Source organism: Xanthomonas sp. PPL134 (genome assembly GCF_040595915.1).
Lineage (GTDB): Bacteria > Pseudomonadota > Gammaproteobacteria > Xanthomonadales > Xanthomonadaceae > Xanthomonas_A > Xanthomonas_A indica.
This window is the reverse complement of the sequence record NZ_JAMDLL010000016.1, coordinates 15935-42426: the sequence shown is the minus strand read 5'-3', so window position 1 is coordinate 42426 and position 26492 is coordinate 15935. Positions and strand designations below refer to the sequence as shown.

Sequence of the window (26492 nt, the reverse complement as noted above, 5' to 3'; positions counted from 1 at the left end):
GTGCCATGCGTGACCCCAGCAACTTCCGTCCCTCGCGCGTCCGTGGGCGATCCGCTGTGGCCGTCGTTCCGGATGTGCGCGCATGGCGCTGAGCGCTGTCGCCGCCGACGCCACCCTGGCGCCGCGTGCGCTGGGCGCCAGCGGCGTGCACCTGTCCACGCTGGGCTTCGGCGCCGCACCGATCGGCAATCTGTACGCAGAGGTGGACGATGCGGTGGCGCTGGCCGCGGTGGCCGATGCCTATGCCGCCGGCATCCGCCATTTCGACACCGCGCCGTACTACGGCTACGGGCTGAGCGAGCAACGCCTGGGGCAGGGCCTGCGCGGGCTGCCGCGCGCCAGCTACACGCTCTCGACCAAGGTCGGCCGCTGCGTCTACGACGATGCCGCGGCCGCGCCGGGGCGCGATGGCTTCGCCGTGGCCGGGCGCCGCGCCGAGTTCGACTACAGCCGAGATGGCGTGCTGCGTGCCTTCGAAAGCAGCCTGCAGCGGCTCGGCACCGATCACATCGATGTGCTGCTGCTGCACGACATCGGCCGCCTGACCCATGGCGCGCGCCATCCGGCGATGCTGCGGCAGGCGCTGGACGAGGCCTTGCCGACGATGGCCGCGCTGAAGGCGCAGGGCGCGTGCCGGGCGATCGGCATCGGCGTCAACGAGGAGGACGTGGCGGTGGAACTGCTGCCGCTGTTCCCGCTCGACTGCGTGATGCTGGCCGGCCGCTACACCCTGCTCGAACAACACGCGGCGCAGCGGATCATGGCGCAGGCGCTGCAGCGGCAGGTCGGCATCCTGGTTGCCGGGCCGTACAGCTCCGGCCTGCTGAGCGATGCGCGCGGCCCGGGCGAGACCTACAACTACGCGCCGGTGGATGCTGCCACGCTGCAGCACGCGCAGCGCCTGTTCGCGGCCTGTGCGGCGCACGGCGTGGACGTGGGCGCGGCGGCGCTGCAGTTCCCGCTTGCGCATCCGGCGGTGAGCGCGGTGGTCGCGGGCATGCGCACGCCGGCGGAAGTGGCCAGCGCCGCCGCGCGCCTGCGCGCGGCGATTCCCGCGGCGCTGTGGCAACAGCTGCGCGACGACGACCTGCTGCGCGCGCCGGTGCCGACGCCGTGAACACGATCGACGCCCATGTGCATTTCTGGCGCCTGGCGCGTGGCGACTATGCCTGGCTGACCCCGGACCTGGGCGTGCTGTACCGCGATTACCTGCCCGAGGACCTGGCCGCGACGCTCGACGCGCAGGGCGTGACCGCACTGGTGGCGGTGCAGGCGGCGCAAAGCGAGGCGGAAACGCGCTACCTGCTGCAGTTGGCGCGGACCGAGCCGCGCATCGTCGGCGTGGTCGGCTGGGTGGATTTCGAGGCGGCCGATGTCGCCACACGCATCGCCGCGTTGTGCGCCGACGGCGCCGGCCTGCTCAAGGGACTGCGGCCGATGGTGCAGGACCTGGCCGATCCGCAGTGGCTGGCGCGGCCGCAGCTGGACGCGGCGTTCGACGCACTGCTGCAGCACGACCTGGCCTTCGACGCGCTGGTGCGTCCGCTGCACCTGCCGGCGCTGTTGGCACGGCTGCAGCGTCACCCTCAGCTGCGCGTGGTACTGGACCATGCCGCCAAGCCGGCCATCGGCGGCGCCGACTTTCAGGCCTGGGCCGACGGCCTGGCACAGCTTGCGCAGGATCCCAATGTGGTGTGCAAGCTGTCCGGCCTGCTCCCCGAACTCCCGGCCCACGCCGCCATCGACGACCCCGCGCTCGCCCCCTACGTGGCGCACCTGTTCGCCTGCTTCGGCGCGCAGCGACTGCTGTGGGGCAGCGACTGGCCGGTGCTGACCCGGCGCACCGACTACGCCGCCTGGATGGCGCTGGCGCAGGCCTGGGTCGCGCAGCATGCCGCTGGCGACGCCGAGGCGGTGTTCGCCGGCAACGCGCGGCGCGTCTATCGCCTGTCCGATTCGATTGTTTCCTCCTCCCCCACCTGGAGTCCCGCCCCATGACCACGTTCGCATCCGTTTCCGGGAGCCGCGCATGAGCGGCCGTCTGCAAGGCAAGCGCTGCCTGATCACCGCCGCCGGCGCCGGCATCGGCCGCGAGAGCGCACTGGCCTGCGCGCGCGAAGGCGCGCAGGTGCTGGCCACCGACATCGATGCCGCCGCGCTGCAGGCGCTGGCCGCCGAGGCCGACGGCATCGTCACGCAGACGCTGGACGTCACCGACGCCGGCGCGATCCAGGCGCTGGTGGCGGCGCAGCCGACCTTCGACGTGCTGTTCAACTGCGCCGGCTACGTGCACCAGGGCAGCATCCTCGATTGCGACGTATCGGCCTGGAAGCGCTCGTTCGCGATCAACGTCGATGCGATGTACTACCTGTGCCAGGCGGTACTGCCGGGCATGCTCGCGCAGGGCCACGGCAGCATCGTCAACATGTCTTCGGTGGCGTCCAGCATCAAGGGCGTGCCCAACCGCTTCGCCTACGGCGTGACCAAGGCGGCGGTGATCGGCCTGAGCAAGGCCATCGCCGCCGACTACGTGGCCAAGGGCATCCGCTGCAACGCGATCTGCCCGGGCACGATCAAGACGCCGTCGCTGGGCGAGCGGGTCAAGGCGCTGGGCGGCGACGAGCAGGCAGTGTGGAAGAGCTTCACCGACCGCCAGCCGATGGGCCGCCTGGGCGACCCGCGCGAGATCGCGCAGCTGGTGGTGTACCTGGCCTCGGACGAATCCTCGTTCACCACCGGCCAGACCCACATCATCGACGGCGGCTGGTCGAACTGACCGCGCCTTCCCACTACGACAGAGGATTTCCCCATGAAACTGCTGCGTTACGGCGAACCCGGCCACGAACGCCCGGCCCTGCTCGATGCCGACGGCCACCTGCGCGACCTCTCGGCGGTGATCGACGACGTCGCGGGCGAGCATCTCACCGCCGCCGGCCTGGCCAAGCTGCGCGTGCTCGACCCGGCCACGCTGCCGCGGGTGGACGGCGAGGTGCGCTACGGCGCCGCCGTCGGCCGCGTCGGCAAGTTCATCTGCGTCGGGCTGAACTATGCCGACCACGCTGCCGAGTCGGGCATGGCGGTGCCGGAGATGCCGGTGCTGTTCATGAAGGCCACCAGCGCGATCAGCGGCCCCAACGACACGGTGACGATCCCGCGCGGTTCGCTCAAGACCGATTGGGAAGTGGAGCTGGGCGTGGTGATCGGCGACACCGCGCGCGATGTGTCGGTGGACGAGGCGCTGGCGCACGTCGCCGGCTATGCGGTGATCAACGACCTGTCCGAGCGCGCGTTCCAGCTCGAGCACGGCGGCCAGTGGGTGAAGGGCAAGAGTTGCGACGGCTTCGGCCCGATCGGCCCGTGGCTGGTCACCGCCGACGAGGTGCCCGATCCGCAGAACCTGTCGATGTGGCTGGAGGTCAACGGCCACCGCTACCAGAACGGCAGCACCCGCACGATGGTGTTCGGCGTGGCCGAGTTGGTCAGCCACATCAGCCGCTACATGACCCTGCTGCCGGGCGACGTGATCAGCACCGGCACGCCGCCGGGCGTGGGCCTGGGGCAGAAGCCGCAGGTGTACCTGAAGCCGGGCGACGTGATGCGGCTGGGCATCGAAGGCCTGGGCGAGCAGCGCCAGGCCGTGGTCGCGCATCCGCGCGACGCGCAGTAAGCAACGCCGCGAGATGCAAAGCCCCTCTCCCCCCGGGAGAGGGGTTGGGGTGAGGGTAGGGGCGAAGCCACCTCGCATTGCAAGTGGCTTTCGCTTCCGCGCGAGCGCCACGTCCACGTGCTGTTACTCCGTTCTTGTTTCACAGGGTCGGTGCTCGCCATGCACTCCCGCACCCTCACCCCAACCCCTCTCCCGGGGGAGAGGGGCTGCTCCAGCGCTGTTTTTGACTGTTCTTCTCACCGCTTCACCCACCAGGATCCCCATGAGCAAAATCGTCGCGCTCGAGACCTTCGACGTTCGTTTCCCCACCTCGCGCGAACTGGACGGTTCCGATGCGATGAATCCGGATCCGGATTATTCGGCCGCCTATCTGCGCCTGCGCACCGACGCCGACGACGGCCTGGCCGGCTACGGCCTGGCCTTCACCATCGGCCGCGGCAACGACGTGCAGAGCGCGGCGGTGGCGGCGTTGGCGCACCACGTGGTCGGCCGCGACGTGGAGACGGTGATCGGCGACCTCGGCGGTTTCGCGCGCAGCCTCACCGACGACTCGCAGCTGCGCTGGCTGGGCCCGGAGAAGGGCGTGATGCACATGGCCATCGGCGCCGTGGTCAACGCCGCCTGGGACATGGCCGCGCGGCGCGCCGGCAAGCCGCTGTGGCGCTTCATCGCCGAGCTGTCGCCGGAGCAACTGGTGGCCGCGATCGACTTCCGCTACCTCAGCGACGCGCTGACCCCGGACGAAGCGCTGGCCATGTTGCGCGCCGCCGAACCGCTGCGCGCCGAACGCATCCAGACCCTGCTCGAACAGGGCTATCCGGCCTACACCACCTCGCCGGGCTGGCTCGGCTATTCCGACGAGAAGCTGGTGCGCCTGGCCAAGGAGGCGGTGGCCGACGGCTTCCGCACGATCAAGCTCAAGGTCGGCGCCAACGTGGAGGACGACATCCGCCGCTGTCGCCTGGCGCGCGCGGCGATCGGCCCGGACATCGCCATGGCGGTGGACGCCAACCAGCGCTGGGACGTGGGCCCGGCGATCGCCTGGATGCGCCAGCTCGCCGAATTCGACATCGCCTGGATCGAGGAGCCGACCAGCCCCGACGACGTGCTCGGCCACGCCGCGATCCGCCGCGGCATCGCCCCGGTGCCGGTATCCACGGGCGAGCACACCCAGAACCGGGTGGTGTTCAAGCAGTTGCTGCAGGCCGGCGCGGTGGACCTGATCCAGATCGACGCCGCACGCGTGGGCGGCGTCAACGAGAACCTGGCGATCCTGCTGCTGGCGGCCAAGTTCGGCGTGCGCGTGTTCCCGCATGCCGGCGGCGTGGGCCTGTGCGAACTGGTGCAGCACCTGGCGATGGCCGATTTCGTCGCCATCACCGGCAAGATGGAAGACCGCGCGATCGAGTTCGTCGACCACCTGCACCAGCACTTCGTCGATCCGGTGCGGATCGTGCACGGCCGCTATCTGGCGCCGACGGCGCCGGGCTTCTCGGCCGAGATGCATGCCACCTCGGTCAGCGAGTTCCTGTATCCGGATGGCCCGTTCTGGAGTGCGGATCTGGCGGCGCAGGGCGCCTGATGCCAACGGCATTGGTGCGCTTCCGCCGAAGGAAGCGCACCGGTTGTGGTGCATGCCGGTTGCGGTGCACCGGTCGCGGCTGAAGCCGCTCCTGCAACGGCGGCGCTAGCGATCCTGGATCGCTCCTTGTGGGAGCGACTTCAGTCGCGACGCATGAACCTGTGAAGGCATTGGCTTCGGCAGCAGTCGGGACTGAAGTCCCTCCCACAAAAATCACAGAGCATCCGTCGCGCCTGCCGTACTTTCTGCGATCGTCCGTGCCGCACGCTCTGGAACCGTAGGAGCGGCTTCAGCCGCGACGAGCGAAGCGACAAACCTGCCGGTCTGGCGCGCAGTCGGCACCGTCGTTCCAACATACCCAAACGCCCACGCAATACCTCAACCCGCGCCGTTGCGCTCCTGCTCCGCCAGCGCCGCCTGCAGCGAAAAGATCTGCAGCGCCTCGCGCCATTTCTCGCCGGGCGCCGAGCCGGGCAAGGGCTTCTGGAAGCGCCACATCAACTCTTCCCAGGCCTGCACGCGTGGGTCCGCGGCGTCGGCGGCGGCCTTGGCCGCGGGCGAATAGTCCTCGTCCACGTCCATCAGCATCACCAGGCGGTCGCCGCAGCGGTGGATGTCCAGCTCGCGAATGCCGGCCGCGTGCAGCGAGGCGACGATCTCCGGCCACACCGTGTCGGGACGGTGCCAGCGTTCGTACTCGGCGATCAGCGCCGGGTCGTCGTGCAGGTCCAGCAGGTAGCAATGGCGTGGCATGGCTCAGGCTCCGCGGGCAGAGGGGAGGGGCGTCGCGCTGCGGCGCGAAGCGTGCAGCGCGAACCCGAGGATCACCGCGAAGCCGAGCGCCGGCACCGCGATCGCCCAGTGGATGCCGGCATGGTCGGACACCGCGCCCATCACCGCGGTCAGCGCGGCGCCGCCGATGATCGCCATGACGATCAGCGAGGCGCCCAGCTTGCGCGCGTCGTCGTCCAGTCCGTCCAGGCCCAGGGCGAAGATGGTCGGGAACATCACCGACATGAACAGGCTGCTGGCGACCAGCGCGTACAGGCCGATCCAGCCCGGCAACGCCACCGCCACCGCGCACAGCAGCAGGTTGAGCAGGGCGAACACGCCCAGCAGCCGTGCCGGCGCCAGGAAGCGCAGCAGCGCCGTGCCGATGAAGCGACCGGCCATGAACAGCACCAGCGAGACGGTAAGGAAATCGGCGGCGGTCTTCTCCGGGGTGCCGGGCACGCCGTCCTGCAGGTAGCGGATCAGGTAGCTCCAGATGCCGACCTGCGCGCCGACGTAGAAGAACTGCGCGATCACCGCGAACATGAAACGACGGTTGCGCCGCAGCTGGCCGAAGCCGCCGGCGCCGGCGCTGTCGCCACCGGCGCGAGTGGTCGGGAAGCGGGTCAGCCCGATCAGCAACGCCCACAGCAGCACCACCGCGCCGATGATCAGGTACGGGGTCTGCACCGCCAGCGATTCGGTGGCGAAGAAGGTCTCGCGCGCGGCCGGCGCCATCGCCGCCAGTTCCTGCGGGGTGTGTTCCACCCCGGACAGGATGAAGTGCTGGCCGACCAGGATGCCGGTGATCGAGCCCAGCGGATTGAACGCCTGCGCCAGGTTCAGCCGCCGCGCCGCGCCTTCGGCGGGGCCGAGCACGGTGACCAGCGGATTGGCGGTGGTCTCCAGGAACGCCAGGCCGCTGGCGATGACGAACAGCGCCAGCAGGAACAGCCAGTAGGTGTGCACCTGCGCGGCCGGGTAGAACAGGAACGCGCCGACCGCATACAGCAGCAGGCCCAGCACCACCGCGGCCTTGTAGCTGTAGCGGCGCATGAACATCGCCGCCGGGATCGCGCACACGAAGTAGCCCAGGTAGAACGCGCTCTGCACCAGGCCGGCCTGCAGGTCGGTCAGTTCGAAGGCCTTCTTGAACTGCTTGATCAGGATGTCGTTGAGGTTGTTCGCCATGCCCCAGAGAAAGAACAGGCTGACGATCAGGACCAGCGGCGCGAGCGCGGTCCGGGTGAGACTGGCGGGCGCCGACGTGGCGCGTTCGCTGCTGTAGTGCATTGCCGCCTACCCCTCCCAAGGTGTGCCGCGTCGCGTTCGGATTGTCGGCGGAGCGTACTGCGCCGGCGAGTGCCATGCAAATATAAAATTTGAGTTCATATTTGCATGATGTCGCCTGCATTGATTCACGCGGCGCACGTCGCCAGCGGTGCGACCCGGTGCGGCGTCCCTGTACCCTAGTCCTCTTCGCCTGCTGCCGGGTCCTCGACGGAATGACCACCCCTTTGCCCAAGTACCGCGCGCCCGCCCTGGACAAGGGGCTGGACATCCTGGAGCTGCTGGCGCGGGACGGGCGGCCGATGACCATGGGCGAGATTTCGCAGGGCATCGGCCGCTCGCGCGGCGAGATCTTCCGCATGCTGCAGGTGCTGGAAGAGCGCGGTTACCTGACCCGGGCCGCGGGCGAGGGCGGCTACACGCTGACCAATCGCCTGTTCATGCTCGGCATGCAGCAGCCGCGCGTGCAGAACGTCACCGAGGTGGCGCTGCCGGTGATGCGCGCGCTGGCCGACGCGATCCGTCAGCCCTGCCACCTGGTGGCACCGTCGGACGACCAGATCGTGGTCATCGCGCAGATGGACGTGCCCAGCGACCTGGGGCTGGTGGTGCGTCCCGGCCACCGCCGTCCCTTCGCGCACTCCACCTCCGGCCTGGTGCTGTTCGCGTTCCAGCCGGCCGATGCGCAGGCGCAGTTGCTGCAGCGCCTGGACACCAGCGAGGTGGCGTACGACCGCGCCGCGTTCCTGGCCGCGGCGCAGGAGGTGCGCGCGCTGGGCTACAGCATCCATCCCAGCGAGGCGGTGGTCGGGGTGATCGACCTGACCGCACCCATCCTGCAGCACGGCATCGCCCGCTACACCCTCACCGTGCCCTTCATCGAACGCCGCCCGCAACCGATCGACGCGCAGGCGGCGATGCGCGCGGTGTGCGACGCCGCGGCGCAGATCAGTGCGGCGTTGGCGTAGGTGCCATGTTCATGGCGAGTCCGAGGCTGGGGTGCCATGACGGCGTAGCAATAGGCGAGCGGAGGGCGTAAGCCCCGCGACCGCGATCCGTGGCATGCTCAATGCTCGTTGGCGTTGCTGGGGAGCATGGTCCATGTGCTGGCATATCTTTCACTACAGCCCAAGCATTCATTCAAGCCGAATGCCGCGTCGCGGCGCGGCTTAACTCAGTTGTTAGACGCCAGGGGAGTTCTAGGACACGTGAAGTGCTATCAATGCCCAAGTCCGGCCATGTATCAGGTGGGAGAGCAAAACATCCCGTTGTGTCTCAATTGTTATTCCAAGGTGGCGCACATCCAGCAGCAACAGTTAGAGAATCACGAGAGGATGCTCAACTACATCAGTGACGAGATGGATGTGAGCATAGGCATTGGCCCCATGGGGCCAAGGTTTCCACCGCGCTTGAGACCAGTTCACGTTGGAGACGTTCGTTTGAACAACATATCAGTCAACAACAGTGTGGTCGGGACCATCAATACTGGCTCGATCGGCGGTCTAGATCAGTCAATCTCTACGTTGACACAGCTCAGCCAACCGGACCTCGCGCAAGCGTTCAAAGAGCTTTCTGAGGCAATTCTCCAAAGTGGCGACCTGACGCAGAATCAACGCAACGAGTTGATTGAGTCTCTTAACGCTATCGCCCGCGAGGCAGCCACCCCGCCAGAGCAGCGACAGAATACGGTTGCTCTTTCGCTTCTTGAGAGGGCAGAGAAAATCACTTCCATGGCAAACGACATCAGCGAGCTTTGCCAGCGTTATTTGCCCGTCGTTGCAGCCGTGTTTGCGTCGGTTCGAGGCTAGCCATTCATTCAAGCTGGCGCCACTTCGTGGCGCGGCTTAACGCAGGGATAAGCAGCCTGACCTGTCTGCGACATGGAGCGCTCGGGAGACCTCCTGACTGACGCATCGCCATCCGTGCGTTGACGCATGCAATGCCTGCCTCTCGCCGCTGTTCTAGCGCCGCGCGCCCAGTACACGGCAAGGTCAGCAAATGCCCGCGGCTGCGCTGCATGCCCACATGTGCGGCACATCGCTGGAATGCGCGCCCATGGTACGCGTGACTCGATCCCCAGCCTGATCAAGCACTCGCCGCTTGCGGGCGCAAAGCGTTGACCATCGCGCCAAGGCTGCGCAGCCTGCACCGATCATGGCGACACAGGCATACGGCATGGCACGGCGGTTTCCCTGGAGTTGGTTGGCGCTGTTGGTGGCCTGTGCATTGGTGCTGGTGCTGGCCTGGCAGAACCGCAGCCTGCGCGAGGAACGGCGTTGGTTCGTCACCCGCACCACCGAGCCGTATCTGGGCATGTACGTGCCGCGTATCGCCGCCACCAGCCTGGACGGCGCATCGCTGACGCTCGGTGAGCCGACGGCCGAGCGCCAGGTGCTGTTCTTCTTCACCACCACCTGCCCGTACTGCAAGCGCTCGGCGCCGAACGTGGTGCAGGCGGCGCAGCGCCTGGCCGCGCAGCAGCCCGGCGTGCAGGTGCTGGGCGTGTGCCACTGCAGTCCCGCGCAGGCGCAGCGCTACGCCGCCGAGCATGGCTTCACGTTTCCGGTGACCACGCTGACCGATCGCCGCGCGCTGATGCTGTTCCGCGCGCGCAACGTGCCGACGTTGCTTGCCCTGGACCGCGAGGGACGCGTGCGCTATGCGCGGGTCGGCGTTTTCGACACCACGGAGCGGATGCAGGACCTGATGGCCGCAGTGCGCAGCACGGATGTGCCGCCGGCCTTGGCAACCATCGAGGAGTAAGCCATGAAACAGCGTTGGACAGCGTTACGCAACGGGATGCTCGCGGCCGTGTTCCTGGCCAGCATGGGCTTTGGCGCGGTGCAGGCGACCGCCGGCGACGGCATCGAGAAGGAGGCGGCCTGCAGCGCCTGGGCCTGCCAGCAGGAATGCGCGCCGTTCGGCGGCGAGCTGGGACCGGGTGGCCCCGGACAGCCGCTGATCTGCTACTGCTGCGGCTGAGTTGCGCCCGGGGCCGGTCGCGCCAGGCCGGCCCCGGGGATGTAGCGCAATAGGCGCAATGATGGCCGGCCCGCACGCGCCTAGGCGCCGCGCTTTGGCGATGCAGGTAGCGCGCATGCGTTCACGGAAGCCTGGATCCAACCCGGTCCGCCGCCAACGATTCACGCAGGTTTGCGCGGCGGCTGGGCATGGTGGGACGCAGACCAACCAGGAGCCTTCCATGACCTCACCCTTTCATCCCGCCCGCCTGTCCCTGCTTGCGGCGCTGACCGCCGTCGCGTTGAGCGGCTGCGGCAAGCCCGGCGACCAGGCCTCGCGCACCGCACCGGCCACCTCGCCGCAGCCCACCGCCGCGCCGGTCGGCGGCGAAAGCGGGCGTGCGCCGATCGGTGGCGACGCCTCGGCCAAGGCGATGCTGCAGGTGCTGGAGGGCAACGTGGTGGCGCTGTCGAAGCAGGCGCTGTCGCGCGATGTCAGCAAGACCGTGGCCGACTTCGCCCGCGAGACCATCGCCGTGCACCACGATGCCGACCCGGCCAGCGCCGGCAAGGGGGGACCTGGCGATGCGGAGAAGATCGCCGCGCAGGTGGCCAAGGGCCGCGCGCAGTTGCAGGCGCTGGGAGATGAGAAGGACAACTCCGCCTACATGAACGCCTACGCGGCGGCGGTGGTGCGGCAGTATTCCGATGCGCTGTCGGTGATCGACGCCGAGCTGGTGCCGGCCGCCAAGGAAGACGCCACCCGCCAGGAACTGCAGCAGGCGCGTAAGCGCATCGCCGAGCAACTGGAGCGCGCACAGGCGCTGGCGTCGGCACGCTACTGAGCACATAGCCCCTCTCCCGTTGGGGCGACAGGGTGCGGCCTGCGCGCCACTGGCGCGCGCACCCTGGAGCGCCCGCGCCGCAAGCGCGGGCCGGGGCGCGCAGCGGGGGTTGCGGTGAGGGTACGGCACGAAGCGACTTTCAGAGTTGGGGCGCCCGAAGCTGCGCCAGTCTCCTCATCCGCCCCTGCGGGGCACCGCCCTCGAAAGTGAGGGCGATGCCCCCAAAGGGACAAGAAACAGCCGCCAGGGCGTGCCATCAATCCCCGAGCATGCCGCGCCACGATTGCGTGCGCCGGTGGCAAGGACGAGTGAGTGCGCATAGCCTCTCTCCCGTTGGGGCGACAGGGTGCGGCCTGCGCGCCACTGGCGCGCGCACCCTGGAGCGCCCGCGCCGCAAGCGCGGGCCGGGGCGCGGAGCGGGGGTTGGGGTGAGGGTACGGCGCGAAGCGACTTGCACAGTTGGGGCGCACAATGCGACGCCAGTCTCCCCATCCGCCCCTGCGGGGCACCGTCCCCGAAAATGCGGGCCATGCTTCCGACGAGGGAGAAGCAAGAGCCGCCAGGGCGTGCCATTCGTCCCGGAGCATGCAGCGCTGCGATTGCGCGCGCCTGCCACGCCCAACGCGGCATCCTCGGCAATCGGTAACACGCCCTAGCCGTTGGCGGCGACCGCTTGCGGTGCCGGCCGCTCCTCGCGCCCATCCGGATGGCGCGCGAAGCGGGTCGGGTCGCTGCCGTGCACCGGCGCCTCGTCCTGCCATGGCCAGCCGCCGAACTGGGTGCGGCGATAGTCGGCCATGGCCTGGGCGATTTCGGCCTGGGTGTTCATCACGAACGGACCGTGTTGGGCCACCGGTTCGGCGATCGGACGGCCTTGCAGCACCAGGAACTCGCTCGCCTCTCCGCCGCCATTGACCAACTCGACCGCCTGATCGGCGCGCAACTCGATCGCCGCGTGGCGTGTCACCGGGCGTCCGCCCACCGTCACCGCTGCGCCCTTGAAGAAGTACAGGCTGCGGCGCGTGCCGCAGCCTTGCGCGGCGGGCAGGGTCCAGTGTGCGCCGGGTGCCATGCGGATCGTCCAGATGGCCACATCGGCATCGTCCTGCGCGGCCCACGAATCCGGTGGCGGCGCGAGCGGGCCGCCGGCGCTGCCGGGCGCGGCGTCGATCGGACCGATGCGGCCGGCCACGCAGGCCACCTCGGTGGTGCGGCCAGCATCGTCGGTGGCCGTGAAGCGCGGCAGGTCTTCCGACCAGAACATGGTGAAGTGCGGCGCGGCCAGCTTGTTGCGCGCCGGCAGGTTGAGCCAGATCTGGAACAGTTCCAGCGGGTTGGGCGCGGCCGTGTCCAGCAGCGGGAACATCTCCGAATGGACGATGCCCGCGCCGGCCGTCACCCATTGCACGTCGCCGGCACCGAAGCGCGCCGCCGCACCGAGCGAGTCGGCATGGTCGATCAGGCCCTTGCGCACGATGGTCACGGTCTCGAAGCCGCGGTGCGGATGGCCGGGAAAGCCGGGAATCTCCTCGCCGTGATACATGCTCCAGCCGTCCTTGCGGCTGAAGTCCTGGCCGATGGCGCGGCCGTGCAGCGGCGCCGCCGGCCCCATCGCGCCGTTGCCGGCGGGGTAGGCATCGTCGTGGTAGACGCAGAACAGGAACGGGTCGATCGTGTCCCAAGGGAAGCCGAGCGGCTTGATCTGGACGATGGGGTCGGTCATGGAGAGATCCTTCGTGCGAGCGCCGCCCGAGGTTGGACGCGGCAACCTTCACGATATGGGGCGGTGCCGATGGAACGGAAGGCCGGCCCGAAGGACATCCTGTCCCGCACAGGAAACGCTGGGCTGCGCCGCCGCCGCGTCCATGGCGATGGCGCAGGCGCGGTGGCCGACCGCGTTGCATGCGCCGATCGCGCGAACCCGGCAGGCAGCGGCGTGCGCTGAATGCTTGCCGGGGCGCAACCGCGCAGCTGCGCCCGCAGGACCCGTGCGTCATTGGACTGTCATCTGCCGCGGCCAGCATCGCAGGCTTTTCCGATCCTGCGAGCGCCTGGTGCGTCCCGAACCCTTGCCGGCCCTGTCGCGGCTGTTCCTGCAATGGCGGCCGTCGCTGAGCCGCTATTTCCGCAAGCGCCGCGCCGCGGCCTGGGATACCGACGACCTGCTGCAGGAAGTGTGGCTGCGGCTGCAGCGCAGCGAGGCGCATGCGCCGGAGATCGCCAATCCCGAAGCCTACCTGTTCACCATCGCCGCCAACCTGATGCGCGAGCACGCGCTGCTGCACCAGCGCAACAGCCAGCGCGATACCTGCCTGGACGACGTGCTGGACCGGCTCGCGGTGCCCTGCGAGGCCGATGCGCAGGTGCACCGCGCGCAGCGCCGGCAGCGCCTGGCCGAACTGATGGCGCGGCTGCCGCCGAAGTGCCGTGCGGCGATGGTGCTGCGCTACCGCGACGAGCTGGGCTACCAGGAGATCGCCGAGCAACTGCAGATCTCCAGCCACATGGTCAAGAAATACATCATCAAGGGCCTGGCGGTGTGCCGGCAGGGCATGGCGCGCTATGCGTGAGGAGTCACGACGCAGCGCCGAAGCCGCCGCAGACTGGTACCTGGCGCAGCGCGAGACCGCGCTGCCGCCGGCGCGGCAGGCCGAGTTCCTGGGCTGGCTGCGGCAGTCGCCGGCACACGTGGCCGCCTATCTCGACATCGCGCGCATGCACGGCGACCTGCCGTCCGCGGCCCAGGCGCAGCAGGCCAGCAGTGCGCAACTGCGCGCGCATGCCTTGCGCAGCGGGGCGGTGGTGGTGCCGTTGCGCCCGGACGTGGACACACCGGCGGTGGCGTTCAACCCGCGTGGTGTCGTGCGACGACGCAGGCGCTGGCCGTTGGCGGCGGCGGCCGTGCTGGCGCTGGCCGCCGCCGGCCTGGCGCTGCGCCTGAGCGCGCCGACGCCGGTGCCGGCAACGGTCTACGCAGCGCCGGCGGACGCGCCGCGCAGCATCGCGCTGGACGATGGCAGCGTGGTGCAACTGCAGCGCGGCGGCGCGATCGCGGTGCGCTACGGCGCGCAGCGCCGCGATATCGCCCTGCTGCGCGGCAAGGCGGTGTTCGATCTCGGCCATGATCCGGCGCGGCCGTTGCGGGTCAGCGTCGGTACCCTGGTGCTGCGCGATATCGGCACCGTGTTCGGGGTCGACCCGCAGGCCGGCGGGGCGCGGGTCACCGTGCTGCAGGGGCGGGTGCAGGTGTCGCGCGACACGCCGGCATGGTGGCGCCGCGGCGACCTGCCGTCGGAGGGGACGACGCTGGCGGACCTGGGCGGCGGCCAGCAGGCACGGGTGGATGCGCAGGGCCGCGTGCTGGCGCTGCGCGACCATGCCGACATCGCCGACGCCACTGCCTGGCTGCCGGCGCAGGTCGGCGTGCAGGATCGCAGCCTCGGCGAGGTGGCACGGCTGTTCAACGCCTACACCACGCGGCCGCTGCGCATCGCCGACCCGGCGCTGGCGGCGCAGCGGGTCAGCGGCGTGTTCCACCTGCGCGATCCGGAGGCCTTCGTCGCCTATGTCGGCAGTCTGCCCGGCGTGCATGTGCAGCGCGATGCGCAGGCGGTGACTCTCCGCCGCGCACCGGCGCCGCTGTAAGAAAAAATTCACGCAATCGACGGTAGCCGCACGGCGCACCGGGGCACTCCTAGGACGTATGGCCATCGCGCAGCACGCGCGGGGCCGCCCTTCCTCCCCTCCGGTGTGATCGTCATGCGCAAGCCTCTCGTCGTCTCCATCGCCCTGCTGCTCGGCAGTGCGTCCTCGCTGCCGGCCTGGTCGGCACCCGCCGCCACGGCGGCGGCCATCGCGCCCATGCCGCTGGCGCAGGCGCTGGACCAGTTCGCGCGCAGCAGCGGCCTGCAACTGATGTACGACCCGGCGCTGGCCGCGGGCCTGCGCAGCAGTGGCGCGCCGGCGGGTCTGGCGCCGCCGCAGCAATTGCATGCGCTGCTCGCCGGCACCGGCCTGGACTACCGCATGCTGACCCCGGGCTCGGTCGCCATCGTGCGCAGCAGCGTCGCCGCCGTGCCGGCCGCCGCGCCGCGGGCGCCGCGCAGCGCCGCCCCGGCGCGCGCCGAGGCCGACGGCGAGCACGACGGCCCGCGCGAACTGGCGCCGATCAACGTCACCGCCAACAGCGTCGACACGCTGGCGCCCAGCGCCGCGCCGCTGGAGGCGAGCCAGCCGACCTCGGTGATCGACGAACGCTTCATCCGCGACGGCCTGCGCCTGAATTCCAACTACGACGACATCATCAAGTACGCGCCCAGCGTGGTCACCACCTCGCCGGAAGGCCCGGGCCTGGGCAAGAACGAAGGCATCAGCATCCGCGGCTTCCAGGACGGCCAGTTCAACATCACCTTCGACGGTATCCCGTTCGGCGATGCCAGCGATCTGCACCACACCACCTCGGCCTACTTCAACAACCACGTGCTCGGCCAGGCCGAGATCGACCGCGGCCCCGGCGGTGGCGCCACCATCGGCAACGCCACCTTCGGCGGTACCCTGGCGCTGCGCACGCGCAACCCCAGCGAGGTGGACGGCGTCACCGTCTACGGCACCGGCGGCAGCTGGAACACCTGGGCCGGTGGTGTCAGCGCCGACGAGCACATCGGCAACACGCGCCTGTTCGCCGACCTGTCCAAGGAGGCCAGCGACACCTACCTCAACGGCACCGACGACCGCCGCGAGCACGCCTTCCTCAAGACCGTCAGCGACCTGGGCGAGGCGACCACGCTGACCTTCGTCAGCAGCTACAACCAGGAGCACCAGAACACCGTGCAGGGCGCCACCCGCGCGCAGATCGCGCAGCACGGCTGGCGCTACGGCCTGGGCGACGATCCGACCCTGCAGAACTACACCGGCTACAACGCCGCCGCCTACTACTCCAGCTTCACCTACCTGGGCCTGAGCACGCGCCTGGGCGACTGGGACCTGGACAACAAGGTCTACTACAACAGCTTCGACCACACCGCTTCCAAGACCAGCATCCCCACCAGCGAGAGCGCTGCCGACAACGGCGTGACCTTCTATGGCGCGACCGGCAAGAAGCTGTCCAAGGCCGCCAAGGACGTGCCGGGCAAGCTCTCGGACAACGACTTCCGCGCCTTCGGCGACGTGCTGCGGCTGGCGCGCGACCTCGGCCCCGGCCAGTTGCAGACCGGCGTGTGGGTGGAGCGCAACCTCGACGAGCGTCAGCAGTTGCCGGTGGACATGAGCACCGGCGCGGCCAGCGGCACCAAGTACGGCTCGCTGTACAACTACAAGCTGCACGACCGCACCGACACGCTGCAGCCGTATCTGCAGTACGACTGGAAGCTCAGCGACAGCCTGACCCTCAGCCCGGGCCTGCGCTACGCGCGGGTGCAGCGCCAGCTCGATGCCGAGCTCAACAAGAGCACGCCGCCGGCGCCGGCGCACAGCACGGCCAGCTACGACGCCACGCTGCCATCGCTGAGCCTGCACCAGGCCTTCAACGAGCACTGGAGCGGCTACGTGCAGGCTGCGCGCGGCTTCCTGGCACCGCCGATCGACGTGATCGAACTCAACGGCGCGCGCGGCCTGCGCCCGGAACTGACCAGCAACTACCAGCTCGGCACCAGCTACGCCGCGCGCGGCCTGACCTTCGGCGCCGACGTCTACTACATCGACTTCAGCAACTACATCAGCCAGACCCTGATCAATACCGACATCGGCACCGAGAACGCCTACGTCAACGGCGGCGGCGCGGTGTATCGCGGCGCCGAGGCCGAGGCCACCTACGCGCTGACGCCGGTGCTGAGCCTGTACGCCAACGCCAGCTACAACGACGCCACCTACAAGCACAGCAGCACCCAGGTCGCCGGCACGCCGCGGGTGACCGCGGCGCTGGGGCTGCTGTACAACAGCGGCACCGGCTATTTCGGTTCGCTGATGGAGAAGGTGGTGGGCGCGCAGTACGGCGTGGACAACAGCACCGCGGCCAGCGGCGCCACCGTGTTCGGCAACGACCAGCGCCTGGGCGGCTACGCCAGCCTGGACGCGGCGCTGGGCTACCGCAGCACGCACGGGCCGTACGGCCTGAAGGGCTACTCGATCAGCATGGACGTCAACAACCTGCTGAACCGGCATGCGTTGATCGGCTACGCCGGCACCCGCTCCTCCGACAACCAGCCGCTGTACTTCGGCCTGGCCGGGCGCGGCGTGTTCCTCGACCTGTCGCTGAAGTTCTGAGGCCAGCCATGTCCTTTCCCCAGTTTGCACGCGCGCGCAGCGGATGGCGTCTGGCCGCGCTGCTGTGTGTCGCCAGCGCCGCCTGGCCGGTGGCCGCATCGTCCAGGCAGGCGGCGGCCGCCGCACCGAGCGCGGCGGAGGCGCGCCTGACGATCGTGGTGATGCGCCACGGCGTGCGCGCGCCGACGCAATCGCCACAGGAGTTGGCCAAGTACGCCGCGCAGCCGTGGCCGCAATGGCCGGTGGCGCCCGGCCAGCTCACCGCGCACGGGGCGGCCGGCATGCAGGCGCTGGGTGCGCGCTATCGGCAGCGCTGGCTGGGCACGGCAGCGCTGGCGCCGGATTGCGCCAGGTCCGGCGTGGTGGTGATCGCCGACAGCACGCCGCGCAACCACGACAGCGCGGCGGCGTTCACCGAGGGACTGCTGCCGGGATGTCAGGCGCAGTACCTGGCGTTGCCGACGGCGCAGAACAATCCGCTGTTCCATTTCGGCAAGGACGAGGACAAGGACGACGCTGCGCCCGCGGCGCCGCTGCACCTGGACGCGGCCACCCGCACCCGCCTGCGCGCGCTGCAGCGGGTGCTGTCCGGCTGCGCGACCTCGGCCTGCGCTGCGCCGGACGCGCCGCGTCTGGACGATCCACAGCGGCTGCAGGAGCCGGCACAGGCGGCCAAGGCATTGAAGACCGCAGGCAGCCTGGCCGAGAACCTGATGCTGGAGTATGCGCAAGGCCTGCCGTTGCCGCAGGTGGCGTGGGGGCGCGCCGATGCCGCGGCAATGCAGCGGCTGATCGGCCTGCACAACGCCTCCTTCGCCTACAGCAAGCGGGCGCTGCCGGCGGCACGCGCCGGCGGCTCCAACCTGCTCGCGCACCTGCTGGCCACGCTGCAAACGGCGGCCGGGCAGACGCCGGCGGTGGCACCGCTGGCGCCGGCGGACACGCGCGCGCTGGTGCTGCTCGGCCACGACACCAACCTGGCGCATCTGGCCGGCCTGTTCGGCATCGATCCGCTGGTGCCCGGGCAGCCGGACGCGTATCCGCCCGGCGGCGCGCTGCTGCTGGAGCTGGTGCGGCAGGACGGCCAGGATTTCCTGCAACTGCGCAGCGTGGTGCCGACCCTGCCGGCGCTGCGCGCCAACCGCTTCGACGGCCACGGCCTGCGCGAGCGGCGCTGGCCGCTGCCCGGCTGCGGCGGCCGACTGCGCTGCCCGCTGGCGATGGCGTTGCCGGCGCTGCAGGCGCGGCTGGATCCGCAGCGGGTCGAGGCCGATGTGCCGGCAATGACGCCATGGCCGGCGCAGGCGGCACCGGTGAGCGATTAGGCGGCGCCTGCGCTTGGCGGCATCGTAGGAGCGGCTTCAGCCGCGACTGGGCGTTGCTGAGTCATGCCTGTCGCGGCTGAAGCCGCTCCGACGCGTGTCGCGGGGCCGGGGTAAATGCCGCTCGCCATCACGGACCCCTCCGCGCGGAAGGTCGATCATCGCGGTTCCCCCACGCGCCTGCGCCTGCGTGCGCCGCGCTCTTTGCCAGGACCCCCGCCATGTCCCCGACCCACGCCGCCGCGCTGCCCGACACCATGACCGCGATCGAGATCCGCCAGCCCGGTGCGCCCGAGGTGCTGGTGCCGGTGCGCGTGCCGCTGCCGCATCCGGGGCGCGGCGAACTGCTGGTGCGGGTGGCCGCGGCCGGCGTCAACCGGCCCGACGTGATGCAGCGCCAGGGCAGCTATCCGCCGCCGCCGGGCGCCTCGCCGCTGCCAGGGCTGGAGTTCGCCGGCGAGGTGGTCGGCCTGGGCGAAGGCGTGGAGCGCTACCGCCTGGGCGACCAGGTCTGCGCGCTGGTCGCCGGCGGCGGCTATGCCGAGTACGCGGTGGTGCACGAACGCAACGCCTTGCCGGTGCCGGCGGCGCTGAGCCTGACCGAGGCCGCGGCGGTGCCGGAAACCTTCTTCACCGTGTGGACCAACGTGTTCCAGCGCGGCCGCCTGCAGTCCGGCGAGACCCTGCTGGTGCACGGCGGCACCTCCGGCATCGGCAGCGTCGCCACCTTGCTCGGGCGGGCCTTCGGCGCGCGGGTGATCAGCACCGTGGGGTCGGCCGACAAGCGCGCGGCCAGCCTGGCGCTGGGCGCGGAGGCGGCCATCCTCTACCGCGAGGAAGACTTCGTCGCCGAGACGATGCGCCTGACCGAGGGCCGCGGCGCCGACGTGATCGTGGACCTGATCGGCGGCGACTATCTGGCGCGCAACTACCAGGCCGCGGCGCTGGACGGACGCATCGTGCAGATCGGCATCCAGCAGGGCAAGGTGCACGAACTGGACCTGATGCCGCTGCTGGCCAAGCGCCTGACCCACACCGGCTCGACCCTGCGTCCGCGCTCGGTGATGGAGAAGGCGGCGATCGCACGCGAACTGGAGGAGCGGGTGTGGCCGTTGCTGGCCGAGGGTCGCATCAAGCCGCAGGTGGACCGCTGCTTCCCGCTGCAGGAGGCGGCGCAGGCGCATGCGCTGATGGAATCCAGCGCGCACATCGGCAAGATCGTGCTGACGACAGCAGCGCAGTGAATGCGGGCATCGGTCGCGGCTAGCCGCTCCTCCCCTCGATCCCGATCGTGATGGGGAGCTCTCGATGCCACCGCGCGCAGGTGCTCCGCTCCCCTCGCCACACACGGCCCCTCGTCACCGCTGGCCCGGTTCAAGCGCCGCGCCGTATAGTGCGCCGCACGCGCGGTGGTCCGCGCTTGCCCGTGCCGGTCCCTGCGTGCGCCTGCTGCCCCGTTCCGCGTCCTCGTCGTCCCTGTTGCGTTGCGTCCTGCTGCTGTTGTGGCTGTGCGCGGCCGTGGCCTCCGCCCAGCCGCAGGACGCCGACGACGCGCCGCCGGACCCGCAGACCCTGCTGGACAACGCCGCCAAGTCGCTGAAGGACGCGCGCGGCCAGGAAGTGGACGCGGGCAACCAGACCGCCTTCCAGGATCTGGTGGCGCAGGTCTCCGATGCCGCCAACGATGCGCAGACCGCCGCCGATGCGCTCTCGCAGCAACTGGCGCAGGTCAATGCGCGCCTGCAGCAACTCGGCCCGGCTGCCACCGGCGACTCGCCCGACATCGCCGCGCAGCGCAAGGCGCTGACCAAGCAGCGCGACGCGCTGGATTCGGGGGTCAAGCGCGGCAAGCTGATGGTGGTGGAGGCGCGGCAGCTGGCCGACGACATCGAACGCGCGCGCGCCGAGCATTTCAGTCAGGAGCTGTCGCTGCGCTCGCCCTCGCCGCTGTCGCCGGCGCTGTGGAAGCAGATCGCCGCCGATTTCCCCGACGACCAGGCCAAGTTGCTGGCGCTGTATGCGCTGGGCCAGCAGGCGCTGCAGGGCGCGGTCGCCGAGCATGGCCGCGGCGCGCTCGGGTTCGGCATCGCCATTGCGCTGATCCTGTTGTTTCCGCTGCGCTACCTGCTGCGCTGGCTGGGCAAGCGCTATGCGGTGTCGCGCGCGCCGGGCAGCCGCCTGCGCCGCTCCGGCCTGGCGATCTGGTTCCTGCTGCTGGGCACGCTGACCCCGGGCCTGGCCGCGGTGGCGCTGGCCGAGGCCCTGCGCAGCATCGATGCGGTGCCCGAGCGCCTGGAGACGGTGCTCAATGGCTTCGTGTGGGTCAGCTTCGCCGCGGCCTTCATGGGCTCGCTCGGCGCCAGCGTGCTGCTGCCGAACCAGCCGAGCTGGCGGCTGTTCCCGATCGACGACGCCACCGCGCGGCGCCTGCGCAAGTACACCTGGGCCACCGCGGCGCTGGCCTGGCTCAGCAGCATGCTGCTGGTGGTCAACCAGGCCGCGCGCACCAGCGACTCGGCCACCGTCGCCGCCGACGGGGTGATCGCGCTGGTCTACGGGGTGCTGATCCTGGCCACGCTGACCAGTCTGTCGCGGCTGCGCCGGCGGCAGTACGCCGAGGCCGCGGCGCAGGCGCTGGCCAACGACCAGCCGCCGCCGCCCGGCCAGCACGGCGGGGTGCTGGCGTTGATCGGGGTGCTGGTCAAGGTGGCGGTGGTGGTGGCACTGCTGGCGGCGCTGCTGGGCTACCTGCACCTGGGGCTTTTCATCACCCGGCAGATCATCTGGATCACCATGATCGTCGGTGCGGTGCGCCTGCTGATGACCTTCGCCGACGACTTCGCGCTGTGGCTGTTCGCCAGCGAAGGCCGCATCGGCCGCGCCGCCAACGGCGCGTTCGGGGTGCGTTCGAGCAGCCTGGAACAGGCCGGCGTGCTGACCTCGGCGCTGCTGCGGGTGCTGCTGCTGCTGATCGGCGTCGGCGCGCTGCTGATGCCGTTCGGTACCAACGTCTCCATCGTCTCGGACTGGTTCTCGCTGCTGTCCGACGGCATCCGCGTCAGCGACAAGGTGGTGCTGTACCCGGGCGCGATCGCCCGCGCGGTGCTGGTGCTGCTGCTGGGCCTGGGCGTCATGCAGTACCTGCATCGCTGGTTGACCCAGACCTATCTGCCCAAGACCGAACTGGACGACGGCTCGCGCAACTCGATCAGCACGGTGGCGCGCTATGTCGGCATCATCCTGGCGGCGTTGTGGGCGCTGGCCGCCCTGGGCATCGGCCTGGAGCGCATCGCGCTGGTGGTCAGCGCGCTGTCGGTCGGCATCGGTTTCGGCCTGCAGTCGATCACCCAGAACTTCGTGTCCGGCCTGATCCTGCTCGCCGAGCGCCCGGTGAAGATCGGCGACTGGATCAAGATCGGCGACCAGGAGGGCGACGTGCGCCGGATCAGCGTGCGCGCCACCGAGATCCAGGTCGGCGACCGCTCCACCCTGATCGTCCCCAACTCCGAACTGATCACCAAGACCCTGCGCAACATGACCCTGGCCGGGCCGCTGGGGCGGGTGCAGATCCAGTTCGCGGTGTCGCTGGGCACCGATGTGACCAAGCTGCGCGCCCTGCTGCTGGAGCTGTACGCGGCGCACCCGGGGGTGCTGGACGACCCGGCGCCGTCGGTGTTCATCGACTCCATCGCCAGCGGCCACGTCACCCTCAACAGCTTCGCCTACGTGGCCTCGCCGCGGCTGACCTACGGCACCCGCAGCGACCTGTTCTTCGCCCTGCTGCAGCGCCTGGCCGAGGAGGGCATCGCGCTGGAATCGCCGCAGGAAGTGAAGTTGGTGCATCAGTAGCGGGGATTGGGGATTGGGGATTGGTGAAGCGCAAGTCAGGCTTGGCTGCTGCCTGTCGGCGCTGCAGGTCGCGGCTGAAGCCGCTCCTACGATTCCCCATTCCCGATTCCCCACTCCCGGCCGTTCAGCGCCTCCCGCGCTCCTCGCGGGCGCGGATGCGCCGGTCGAACAGCACGGCGCTGACCACGATGCCCAGGCCCAGGATCACGCCGAGCAGGAACAGCACCATCGCGATGGCCGGGTAGCCGAACAGCTTGGTGCCGGTGTCGATGCGCATCATCTGCGTGGAGGCCAGGATCAGCGCGGCGGTGACGATGCCGGCGGCGACGCGGTTGGCGATCTTCTGCAGGCTCTCCATCAGCCGCGATTCCTCCAGCCCGGCCACGCGCACCTGCAGGCGGTTCTCCGCGGCCAGGGTGAGGATGTCCGAGAGCCGGCGCGGGCCCTCGCGCAGCAGCGCCTGCAGTTCCATCGCCTCGCTGGCCAGGTTGGCCGCCGACAGCGACTTCTTCAGCCGCGCGCGCATCACGTGCTGCAGCTGGTCCTCGACCACCACGCGCGTGTCCAGGTGCGGCGACAGCGCGCGGCACACCGCTTCCAGGTTCAGCAGGGTCTTGCCGAGCAGGCTCAGTTCGGGCGGCGTGCGCAGCCCGTAGGCGGTGGCGATGCGCACCAGGTCCAGCACCACCCGGCCTTCGGAGGTGGCGTCGTGTGCGGCGTAGCGGGCGATCATCTGCCCGGTCTCGCGCTGGTAGCGTTCTTCGTCGAAGTCCTCCAGGCGCGTGCTCAGGGCGATGGTTTCCTCGGCCACTTCCTCGCCGCGGCCGTCGACCGCCGCGAACAGCAGCTTGAGCAGGCGCTCGCGCAGCTTCGGCGGCACGTGCGCGACCATGCCCAGGTCGAAGATCGCCAGGCGCCCGTCGGCGAGCACGCGCAGGTTGCCCGGATGCGGGTCGGCGTGGATCTCGCCGTGCACGAACATCTGGTCCAGATAGCCACGCACCAGCGCCGCGGCCAGGTCGTCCATCGGCTGCTCGGTGCGTCGCAGCCCGGAGATCTTGTCCACGCGCACGCCTTCGGCCAGCTGCATGGTCAGCACGCGGCGGCTGCACAGGTCCCACACCGGCTGCGGCACCCACAGCTGCGGGAACGGCCGCAGGTGTTCGCCGAAGCGCGCCAGGTTCTCGGCCTCGGCTTCGTAGTTCAGTTCGGCCAGCAGCGCCTTGCCGAACTCGGCCAGCCAGTCGGCGAAGCGGATGCGCCGGCCCAGCCCGGTGAGCTTGTCGGCGGCGCTGGCGAAGCTGCGCAGCACTTCCAGGTCCGAGCGCACCTGCGCGGCGACCTCGGGCTTCTGCACCTTGATCGCCACCGGTGTGCCGTCGCGCAGCGCGGCGCGGTGCACCTGCGCCAGCGAGGCGCTGCCCAGCGGGGTGTCGTCGAAGGCGGAGAAGGCCTTGTTGATGCCGACACCGAGTTCGGCCTCGACGATCTCGCGGATGCGCTCGCTCGGAATCGGCGCGGTGTTCTCCTGCATCCGCTCCAGCGCGGTGGCGAACTCCGGCGGCACCACGTCCGGGCGCGTGGACAGCATCTGCCCGAGCTTGACGAAGGTCGGCCCCAACGCTTCCAGGTCGGTGACGAACTGTTCCGGCGTGCCTTCCGGCGGCAGCTCGTGCTCGCCCTGGGCGGTCTCCATGTCCATGCCGGAAAACACCCCGGAGCTGCGGTAGCGCAGCAGCAGGCGCAGGATCTGGGTGCGGCGGCTGAGGCCGCCGATCACGTGCGGTGCGTCCGCAGCGTCGGGCGTCGCGCTCAAGGTGGGCTCCGGGCAGGCGAAAGGCAGGCATGAGTGTGGCGACCATCGGGTCGTCGCGCGGTGAATCCCGAGGCGCGTGGCGCCTGTTCTTCGCCGACGCGACGGAAGGGGGCGAGGGTCGCTGCACATGACAGCCGCGATCCTGCGCCCCGCGCCGTGCAAGCGGTCTGCCGTGATCGGCGCCATGTCGCCAGGAGCGCTGGCGATGGGGTCCTCATCATGGTGAGGCGTCGTATCCTGCCGCGTTGCGATGGCGCGGGTCGGAGGGAGCGGAGTGCAGCGGAGCGAACGGGCGAGGTCGATCGGGGCGCGTCGGTGCCATCCCTCGGGGCGCGGTCATCATCGGCACGCTGCGCCAGAGGCCGCGCCATGGGACGGCGCGATGCGCACCTGGGCACGCGGTGTCGGCATGGCTGTGGCCCGATGAGCGGACGTCGGCTGGCGCTGCTGGCGGCGGTGGTGATCCTGGCGCTGCTGGTCATGGCCTGGCTGGGCGACGACGGCGCCGGCGTCGCCACCGAGGTGCGCAGCGCCCTGCGCGCCTTCGCGCGTGCGCTGTTCTGACCCATGGGCGGTTGGCAGCCCCTGTTCCGGTACCGCGACCGCGCTTACCCTGGGCGCTCGCCGTCACCTGCCAGGAGCGCTGCCATGTCCGTCGTCGTTTTGCCCGCCGTTTGCCGTGCCGCCGTCCTGTGCGCGTGCGCGTTGCTGACGGGGCTGCTGTCGGCGACTGCGGCTGCGGCGGCCGCGCCCCAGCGCTATGCCGGCGAGGAGTTCGACGCCAAGGCCTTCGCTGCCAGCACGCGCCGCAGTTACGAGCTGCAGGACTTTTCCGACCGCTACCGCGCGACCCTGGAAGTCGAGGACAACGACGAGGTGTTCCGTCCCGGGATCGTGCGCGTGTTCGCCCGCGGCACCGCCACGCCGCTGCTCGAGGTGGCCTCGTCGGAACTGGTGCTGGACACCGATGGCAAGAGCGGCAAGGTCAAGGCCAACGTGCACGAACTGCCGTACGGCGAGCAGAGCGTGCTGATCTACGACGATTTCAATTTCGACGGGATCAAGGACCTGGCAGTGATGGATGGCCAGAACAGCTGCTATCACGGCCCGTCCTACCAGGTGTACCTGGGCACCGCCGACGGCTTCCAGGCCAGTTCCGGTTTCACCGAACTGGCACAGAGCAACTGCGGCTTGTTCCAGGTGGATGCGAAAGCGCGCGAACTCCACACCATGACCAAGGACGGCTGCTGTTGGCACCAGTACGCGACGTACTCGGTACGCGATGGCGAGCCCCTGCTGGAGCGCGAGGTGGTGGAGGATGCGCGCAGCGAGGGGCCGGGACTGGCGCAGGAGACGGTGTACCGCGACCGTGCCGGCAAGCGCGTGGCCGACACGCACTATCTGTGGGACGAGCAGGGCGGTACCACCGCGGGCGAGCGCAAGCTCCTGCTTGCGTTCCGCCTGGCGCCGGCCGGCAAGCGCATCGTGGTGTTCGCCAATGTCGGCGACGGCGCAAGCGGCAAGCCGTTCTATGCGGCGATCGGCGCGCAGCAGCGGGTGGATCTGCTGTATCCGAATGCGGAGGGCGAGGCGATGGACTACGACGCCGACCACCAGGTACTGAGCTTCACGCGCGGCGACACCACCTACCGCATCGTCGGCGATGCGCGGGGCGTGCCACAGCGCATGGAGGTGGTGGTGCGCGGCAAGACCCAGGCGCTGGCACTGCAGCCCGGCTCGGTGCACGGCTCGCTGCAGGCGGTGGCGCAGGTGCTGGAGGCGGCGTCGGCGGAGTAGCGGGCGGCGGGCGACGTTCCAAAGGCGCTGGCGATTTCGACATGCGCGCGTCGGGACTGAAGTCCTCCCACAGTGCACCCGGCAGCCCATTGCAGCCCCGATGGCGCCCTCTGCAGGAGCGGCTTCAGCCGCGATGGGCGTTATCGATGAATCCTGTCGCGGCTGAAGCCGCTCCTACAACGTGGGAAGGCACGGCTGCCGATTCCTGGTGGCATTGCATGCGGAGTTGCCTACGTGTGCGGCGACGACGCCATGCATGCCGCGTGCTGGCGTGTCGTAGAAGCGGCTTCAGCCGCGACAGGCGATCCCGGACACGCCTGCCGCCCCGATTG

Annotated in this window: 22 protein-coding genes; 18 read left to right on the top strand and 4 right to left on the bottom strand. The window is 70.1% G+C overall.

Annotated features, from left to right (window positions below; all coding sequences use genetic code 11):
- Positions 1-82 precede the first annotated feature (82 nt).
- From M3U25_RS18765 to M3U25_RS18745, 5 genes are all read left to right on the top strand, one after another.
- Positions 83-1117, top strand: coding sequence for an aldo/keto reductase (locus M3U25_RS18765; protein ID WP_355503330.1), 1035 nt, complete (start codon positions 83-85; stop codon positions 1115-1117).
- Positions 1114-1998: an amidohydrolase family protein gene (locus M3U25_RS18760; protein ID WP_355503332.1), complete on the top strand. Its 885-nt coding sequence runs from the start codon at positions 1114-1116 to the stop codon at positions 1996-1998. The genes M3U25_RS18765 and M3U25_RS18760 overlap by 4 nt, the downstream gene beginning before the upstream one ends.
- 31 nt (positions 1999-2029) lie before the next feature.
- On the top strand, positions 2030-2776 hold the full coding sequence (locus M3U25_RS18755; protein WP_355503334.1) for an SDR family oxidoreductase: 747 nt from the start codon (positions 2030-2032) through the stop codon (positions 2774-2776).
- 33 nt (positions 2777-2809) lie between these two features.
- Positions 2810-3667: a fumarylacetoacetate hydrolase family protein gene (locus M3U25_RS18750; RefSeq protein WP_355503336.1), complete on the top strand. Its 858-nt coding sequence runs from the start codon at positions 2810-2812 to the stop codon at positions 3665-3667.
- A 262-nt stretch (positions 3668-3929) separates the two neighbouring features.
- Positions 3930-5249: an L-fuconate dehydratase gene (locus M3U25_RS18745; RefSeq protein WP_355503338.1), complete on the top strand. Its 1320-nt coding sequence runs from the start codon at positions 3930-3932 to the stop codon at positions 5247-5249.
- 378 nt (positions 5250-5627) lie between these two features.
- On the opposite strand, the gene M3U25_RS18740 is transcribed toward M3U25_RS18745, so the two are convergent.
- Both M3U25_RS18740 and fucP read right to left on the bottom strand, forming a co-directional pair.
- Positions 5628-6002 (bottom strand): L-rhamnose mutarotase, encoded by a 375-nt coding sequence (locus M3U25_RS18740; protein WP_355503340.1) that lies wholly within the window; start codon positions 6000-6002, stop codon positions 5628-5630.
- Between the two features lie 3 nt (positions 6003-6005).
- Complete coding sequence (gene fucP, locus M3U25_RS18735; RefSeq protein ID WP_355503342.1) at positions 6006-7313, bottom strand: L-fucose:H+ symporter permease; 1308 nt, start codon at positions 7311-7313, stop codon at positions 6006-6008.
- A gap of 212 nt (positions 7314-7525) precedes the next feature.
- On the opposite strand from fucP, the gene M3U25_RS18730 reads away from it, so the two are divergent.
- The 5 genes from M3U25_RS18730 to M3U25_RS18710 all read left to right on the top strand — a co-directional run bounded on the left by M3U25_RS18730 (position 7526) and on the right by M3U25_RS18710 (position 11115).
- Entirely contained in the window at positions 7526-8278 is a 753-nt protein-coding gene (locus M3U25_RS18730; RefSeq protein ID WP_355503344.1) for an IclR family transcriptional regulator, read from the top strand.
- Between the two features lie 126 nt (positions 8279-8404).
- Positions 8405-9118 carry a hypothetical protein gene (locus tag M3U25_RS18725; RefSeq protein ID WP_355503346.1) on the top strand — a complete coding sequence of 238 codons (714 nt, stop codon included), beginning with the start codon at positions 8405-8407 and terminating at the stop codon, positions 9116-9118.
- A gap of 394 nt (positions 9119-9512) precedes the next feature.
- Positions 9513-10073: a TlpA disulfide reductase family protein gene (locus M3U25_RS18720; RefSeq protein ID WP_355503390.1), complete on the top strand. Its 561-nt coding sequence runs from the start codon at positions 9513-9515 to the stop codon at positions 10071-10073.
- A gap of 3 nt (positions 10074-10076) precedes the next feature.
- Positions 10077-10292 (top strand): hypothetical protein, encoded by a 216-nt coding sequence (locus tag M3U25_RS18715; RefSeq protein WP_184502632.1) that lies wholly within the window; start codon positions 10077-10079, stop codon positions 10290-10292.
- A 220-nt stretch (positions 10293-10512) separates the two neighbouring features.
- Positions 10513-11115: a hypothetical protein gene (locus M3U25_RS18710; RefSeq protein WP_355503349.1), complete on the top strand. Its 603-nt coding sequence runs from the start codon at positions 10513-10515 to the stop codon at positions 11113-11115.
- A gap of 652 nt (positions 11116-11767) precedes the next feature.
- On the opposite strand, the gene M3U25_RS18705 is transcribed toward M3U25_RS18710, so the two are convergent.
- Complete coding sequence (locus M3U25_RS18705) at positions 11768-12838, bottom strand: pirin family protein (protein ID WP_355503351.1); 1071 nt, start codon at positions 12836-12838, stop codon at positions 11768-11770.
- Between the two features lie 331 nt (positions 12839-13169).
- Between M3U25_RS18705 and M3U25_RS18700 the strand changes: the two genes are divergently transcribed.
- The 6 genes from M3U25_RS18700 to M3U25_RS18675 all read left to right on the top strand — a co-directional run bounded on the left by M3U25_RS18700 (position 13170) and on the right by M3U25_RS18675 (position 22547).
- On the top strand, positions 13170-13685 hold the full coding sequence (locus M3U25_RS18700; RefSeq protein ID WP_242159956.1) for a sigma-70 family RNA polymerase sigma factor: 516 nt from the start codon (positions 13170-13172) through the stop codon (positions 13683-13685).
- Complete coding sequence (locus M3U25_RS18695; protein WP_355503354.1) at positions 13678-14760, top strand: FecR domain-containing protein; 1083 nt, start codon at positions 13678-13680, stop codon at positions 14758-14760. Before M3U25_RS18700 ends, M3U25_RS18695 begins: the two co-directional genes overlap by 8 nt.
- A 114-nt stretch (positions 14761-14874) precedes the next feature.
- Positions 14875-17376 (top strand): TonB-dependent receptor, encoded by a 2502-nt coding sequence (locus M3U25_RS18690; protein WP_355503356.1) that lies wholly within the window; start codon positions 14875-14877, stop codon positions 17374-17376.
- A gap of 8 nt (positions 17377-17384) precedes the next feature.
- Positions 17385-18701 (top strand): histidine-type phosphatase, encoded by a 1317-nt coding sequence (locus tag M3U25_RS18685; RefSeq protein ID WP_355503358.1) that lies wholly within the window; start codon positions 17385-17387, stop codon positions 18699-18701.
- Between the two features lie 218 nt (positions 18702-18919).
- Positions 18920-19942 carry an NAD(P)H-quinone oxidoreductase gene (locus tag M3U25_RS18680; protein WP_355503360.1) on the top strand — a complete coding sequence of 341 codons (1023 nt, stop codon included), beginning with the start codon at positions 18920-18922 and terminating at the stop codon, positions 19940-19942.
- Between the two features lie 235 nt (positions 19943-20177).
- Positions 20178-22547 (top strand): DUF3772 domain-containing protein, encoded by a 2370-nt coding sequence (locus tag M3U25_RS18675; protein WP_355503362.1) that lies wholly within the window; start codon positions 20178-20180, stop codon positions 22545-22547.
- 124 nt (positions 22548-22671) lie between these two features.
- Here M3U25_RS18675 and M3U25_RS18670 read toward each other — a convergent pair whose 3' ends face one another.
- A complete protein-coding gene (locus tag M3U25_RS18670) occupies positions 22672-24363 on the bottom strand; it encodes an AarF/UbiB family protein (protein WP_160945623.1) in 1692 nt (563 codons plus the stop codon).
- 423 nt (positions 24364-24786) lie between these two features.
- Here M3U25_RS18670 and M3U25_RS18665 point away from each other — a divergent pair, with 423 nt between their 5' ends.
- Together M3U25_RS18665 and M3U25_RS18660 are read left to right on the top strand one after the other, a co-directional pair.
- Positions 24787-24927 (top strand): hypothetical protein, encoded by a 141-nt coding sequence (locus M3U25_RS18665; RefSeq protein ID WP_242159962.1) that lies wholly within the window; start codon positions 24787-24789, stop codon positions 24925-24927.
- 84 nt (positions 24928-25011) lie between these two features.
- Positions 25012-26160, top strand: coding sequence for a hypothetical protein (locus M3U25_RS18660; protein ID WP_355503365.1), 1149 nt, complete (start codon positions 25012-25014; stop codon positions 26158-26160).
- Positions 26161-26492 lie beyond the last annotated feature (332 nt).

What these genes read in the sequence shown, in the direction of transcription:
- M3U25_RS18745 (WP_355503338.1), top strand. Translation starts at nt 3,930, where the DNA reads ATGAGCAAAATCGTCGCGCTCGAGACCTTCGACGTTCGTTTCCCCACC.
- M3U25_RS18695 (WP_355503354.1), top strand. Translation starts at nt 13,678, where the DNA reads ATGCGTGAGGAGTCACGACGCAGCGCCGAAGCCGCCGCAGACTGGTAC.
- M3U25_RS18750 (WP_355503336.1), top strand. Translation starts at nt 2,810, where the DNA reads ATGAAACTGCTGCGTTACGGCGAACCCGGCCACGAACGCCCGGCCCTG.
- M3U25_RS18710 (WP_355503349.1), top strand. Translation starts at nt 10,513, where the DNA reads ATGACCTCACCCTTTCATCCCGCCCGCCTGTCCCTGCTTGCGGCGCTG.
- M3U25_RS18725 (WP_355503346.1), top strand. Translation starts at nt 8,405, where the DNA reads ATGGTCCATGTGCTGGCATATCTTTCACTACAGCCCAAGCATTCATTC.
- M3U25_RS18730 (WP_355503344.1), top strand. Translation starts at nt 7,526, where the DNA reads ATGACCACCCCTTTGCCCAAGTACCGCGCGCCCGCCCTGGACAAGGGG.
- M3U25_RS18740 (WP_355503340.1), bottom strand. Translation starts at nt 6,002, where the DNA reads ATGCCACGCCATTGCTACCTGCTGGACCTGCACGACGACCCGGCGCTG.
- M3U25_RS18665 (WP_242159962.1), top strand. Translation starts at nt 24,787, where the DNA reads ATGAGCGGACGTCGGCTGGCGCTGCTGGCGGCGGTGGTGATCCTGGCG.
- M3U25_RS18685 (WP_355503358.1), top strand. Translation starts at nt 17,385, where the DNA reads ATGTCCTTTCCCCAGTTTGCACGCGCGCGCAGCGGATGGCGTCTGGCC.
- M3U25_RS18755 (WP_355503334.1), top strand. Translation starts at nt 2,030, where the DNA reads ATGAGCGGCCGTCTGCAAGGCAAGCGCTGCCTGATCACCGCCGCCGGC.
- M3U25_RS18660 (WP_355503365.1), top strand. Translation starts at nt 25,012, where the DNA reads ATGTCCGTCGTCGTTTTGCCCGCCGTTTGCCGTGCCGCCGTCCTGTGC.
- M3U25_RS18690 (WP_355503356.1), top strand. Translation starts at nt 14,875, where the DNA reads ATGCGCAAGCCTCTCGTCGTCTCCATCGCCCTGCTGCTCGGCAGTGCG.
- fucP (WP_355503342.1), bottom strand. Translation starts at nt 7,313, where the DNA reads ATGCACTACAGCAGCGAACGCGCCACGTCGGCGCCCGCCAGTCTCACC.
- M3U25_RS18765 (WP_355503330.1), top strand. Translation starts at nt 83, where the DNA reads ATGGCGCTGAGCGCTGTCGCCGCCGACGCCACCCTGGCGCCGCGTGCG.
- M3U25_RS18680 (WP_355503360.1), top strand. Translation starts at nt 18,920, where the DNA reads ATGTCCCCGACCCACGCCGCCGCGCTGCCCGACACCATGACCGCGATC.
- M3U25_RS18715 (WP_184502632.1), top strand. Translation starts at nt 10,077, where the DNA reads ATGAAACAGCGTTGGACAGCGTTACGCAACGGGATGCTCGCGGCCGTG.
- M3U25_RS18705 (WP_355503351.1), bottom strand. Translation starts at nt 12,838, where the DNA reads ATGACCGACCCCATCGTCCAGATCAAGCCGCTCGGCTTCCCTTGGGAC.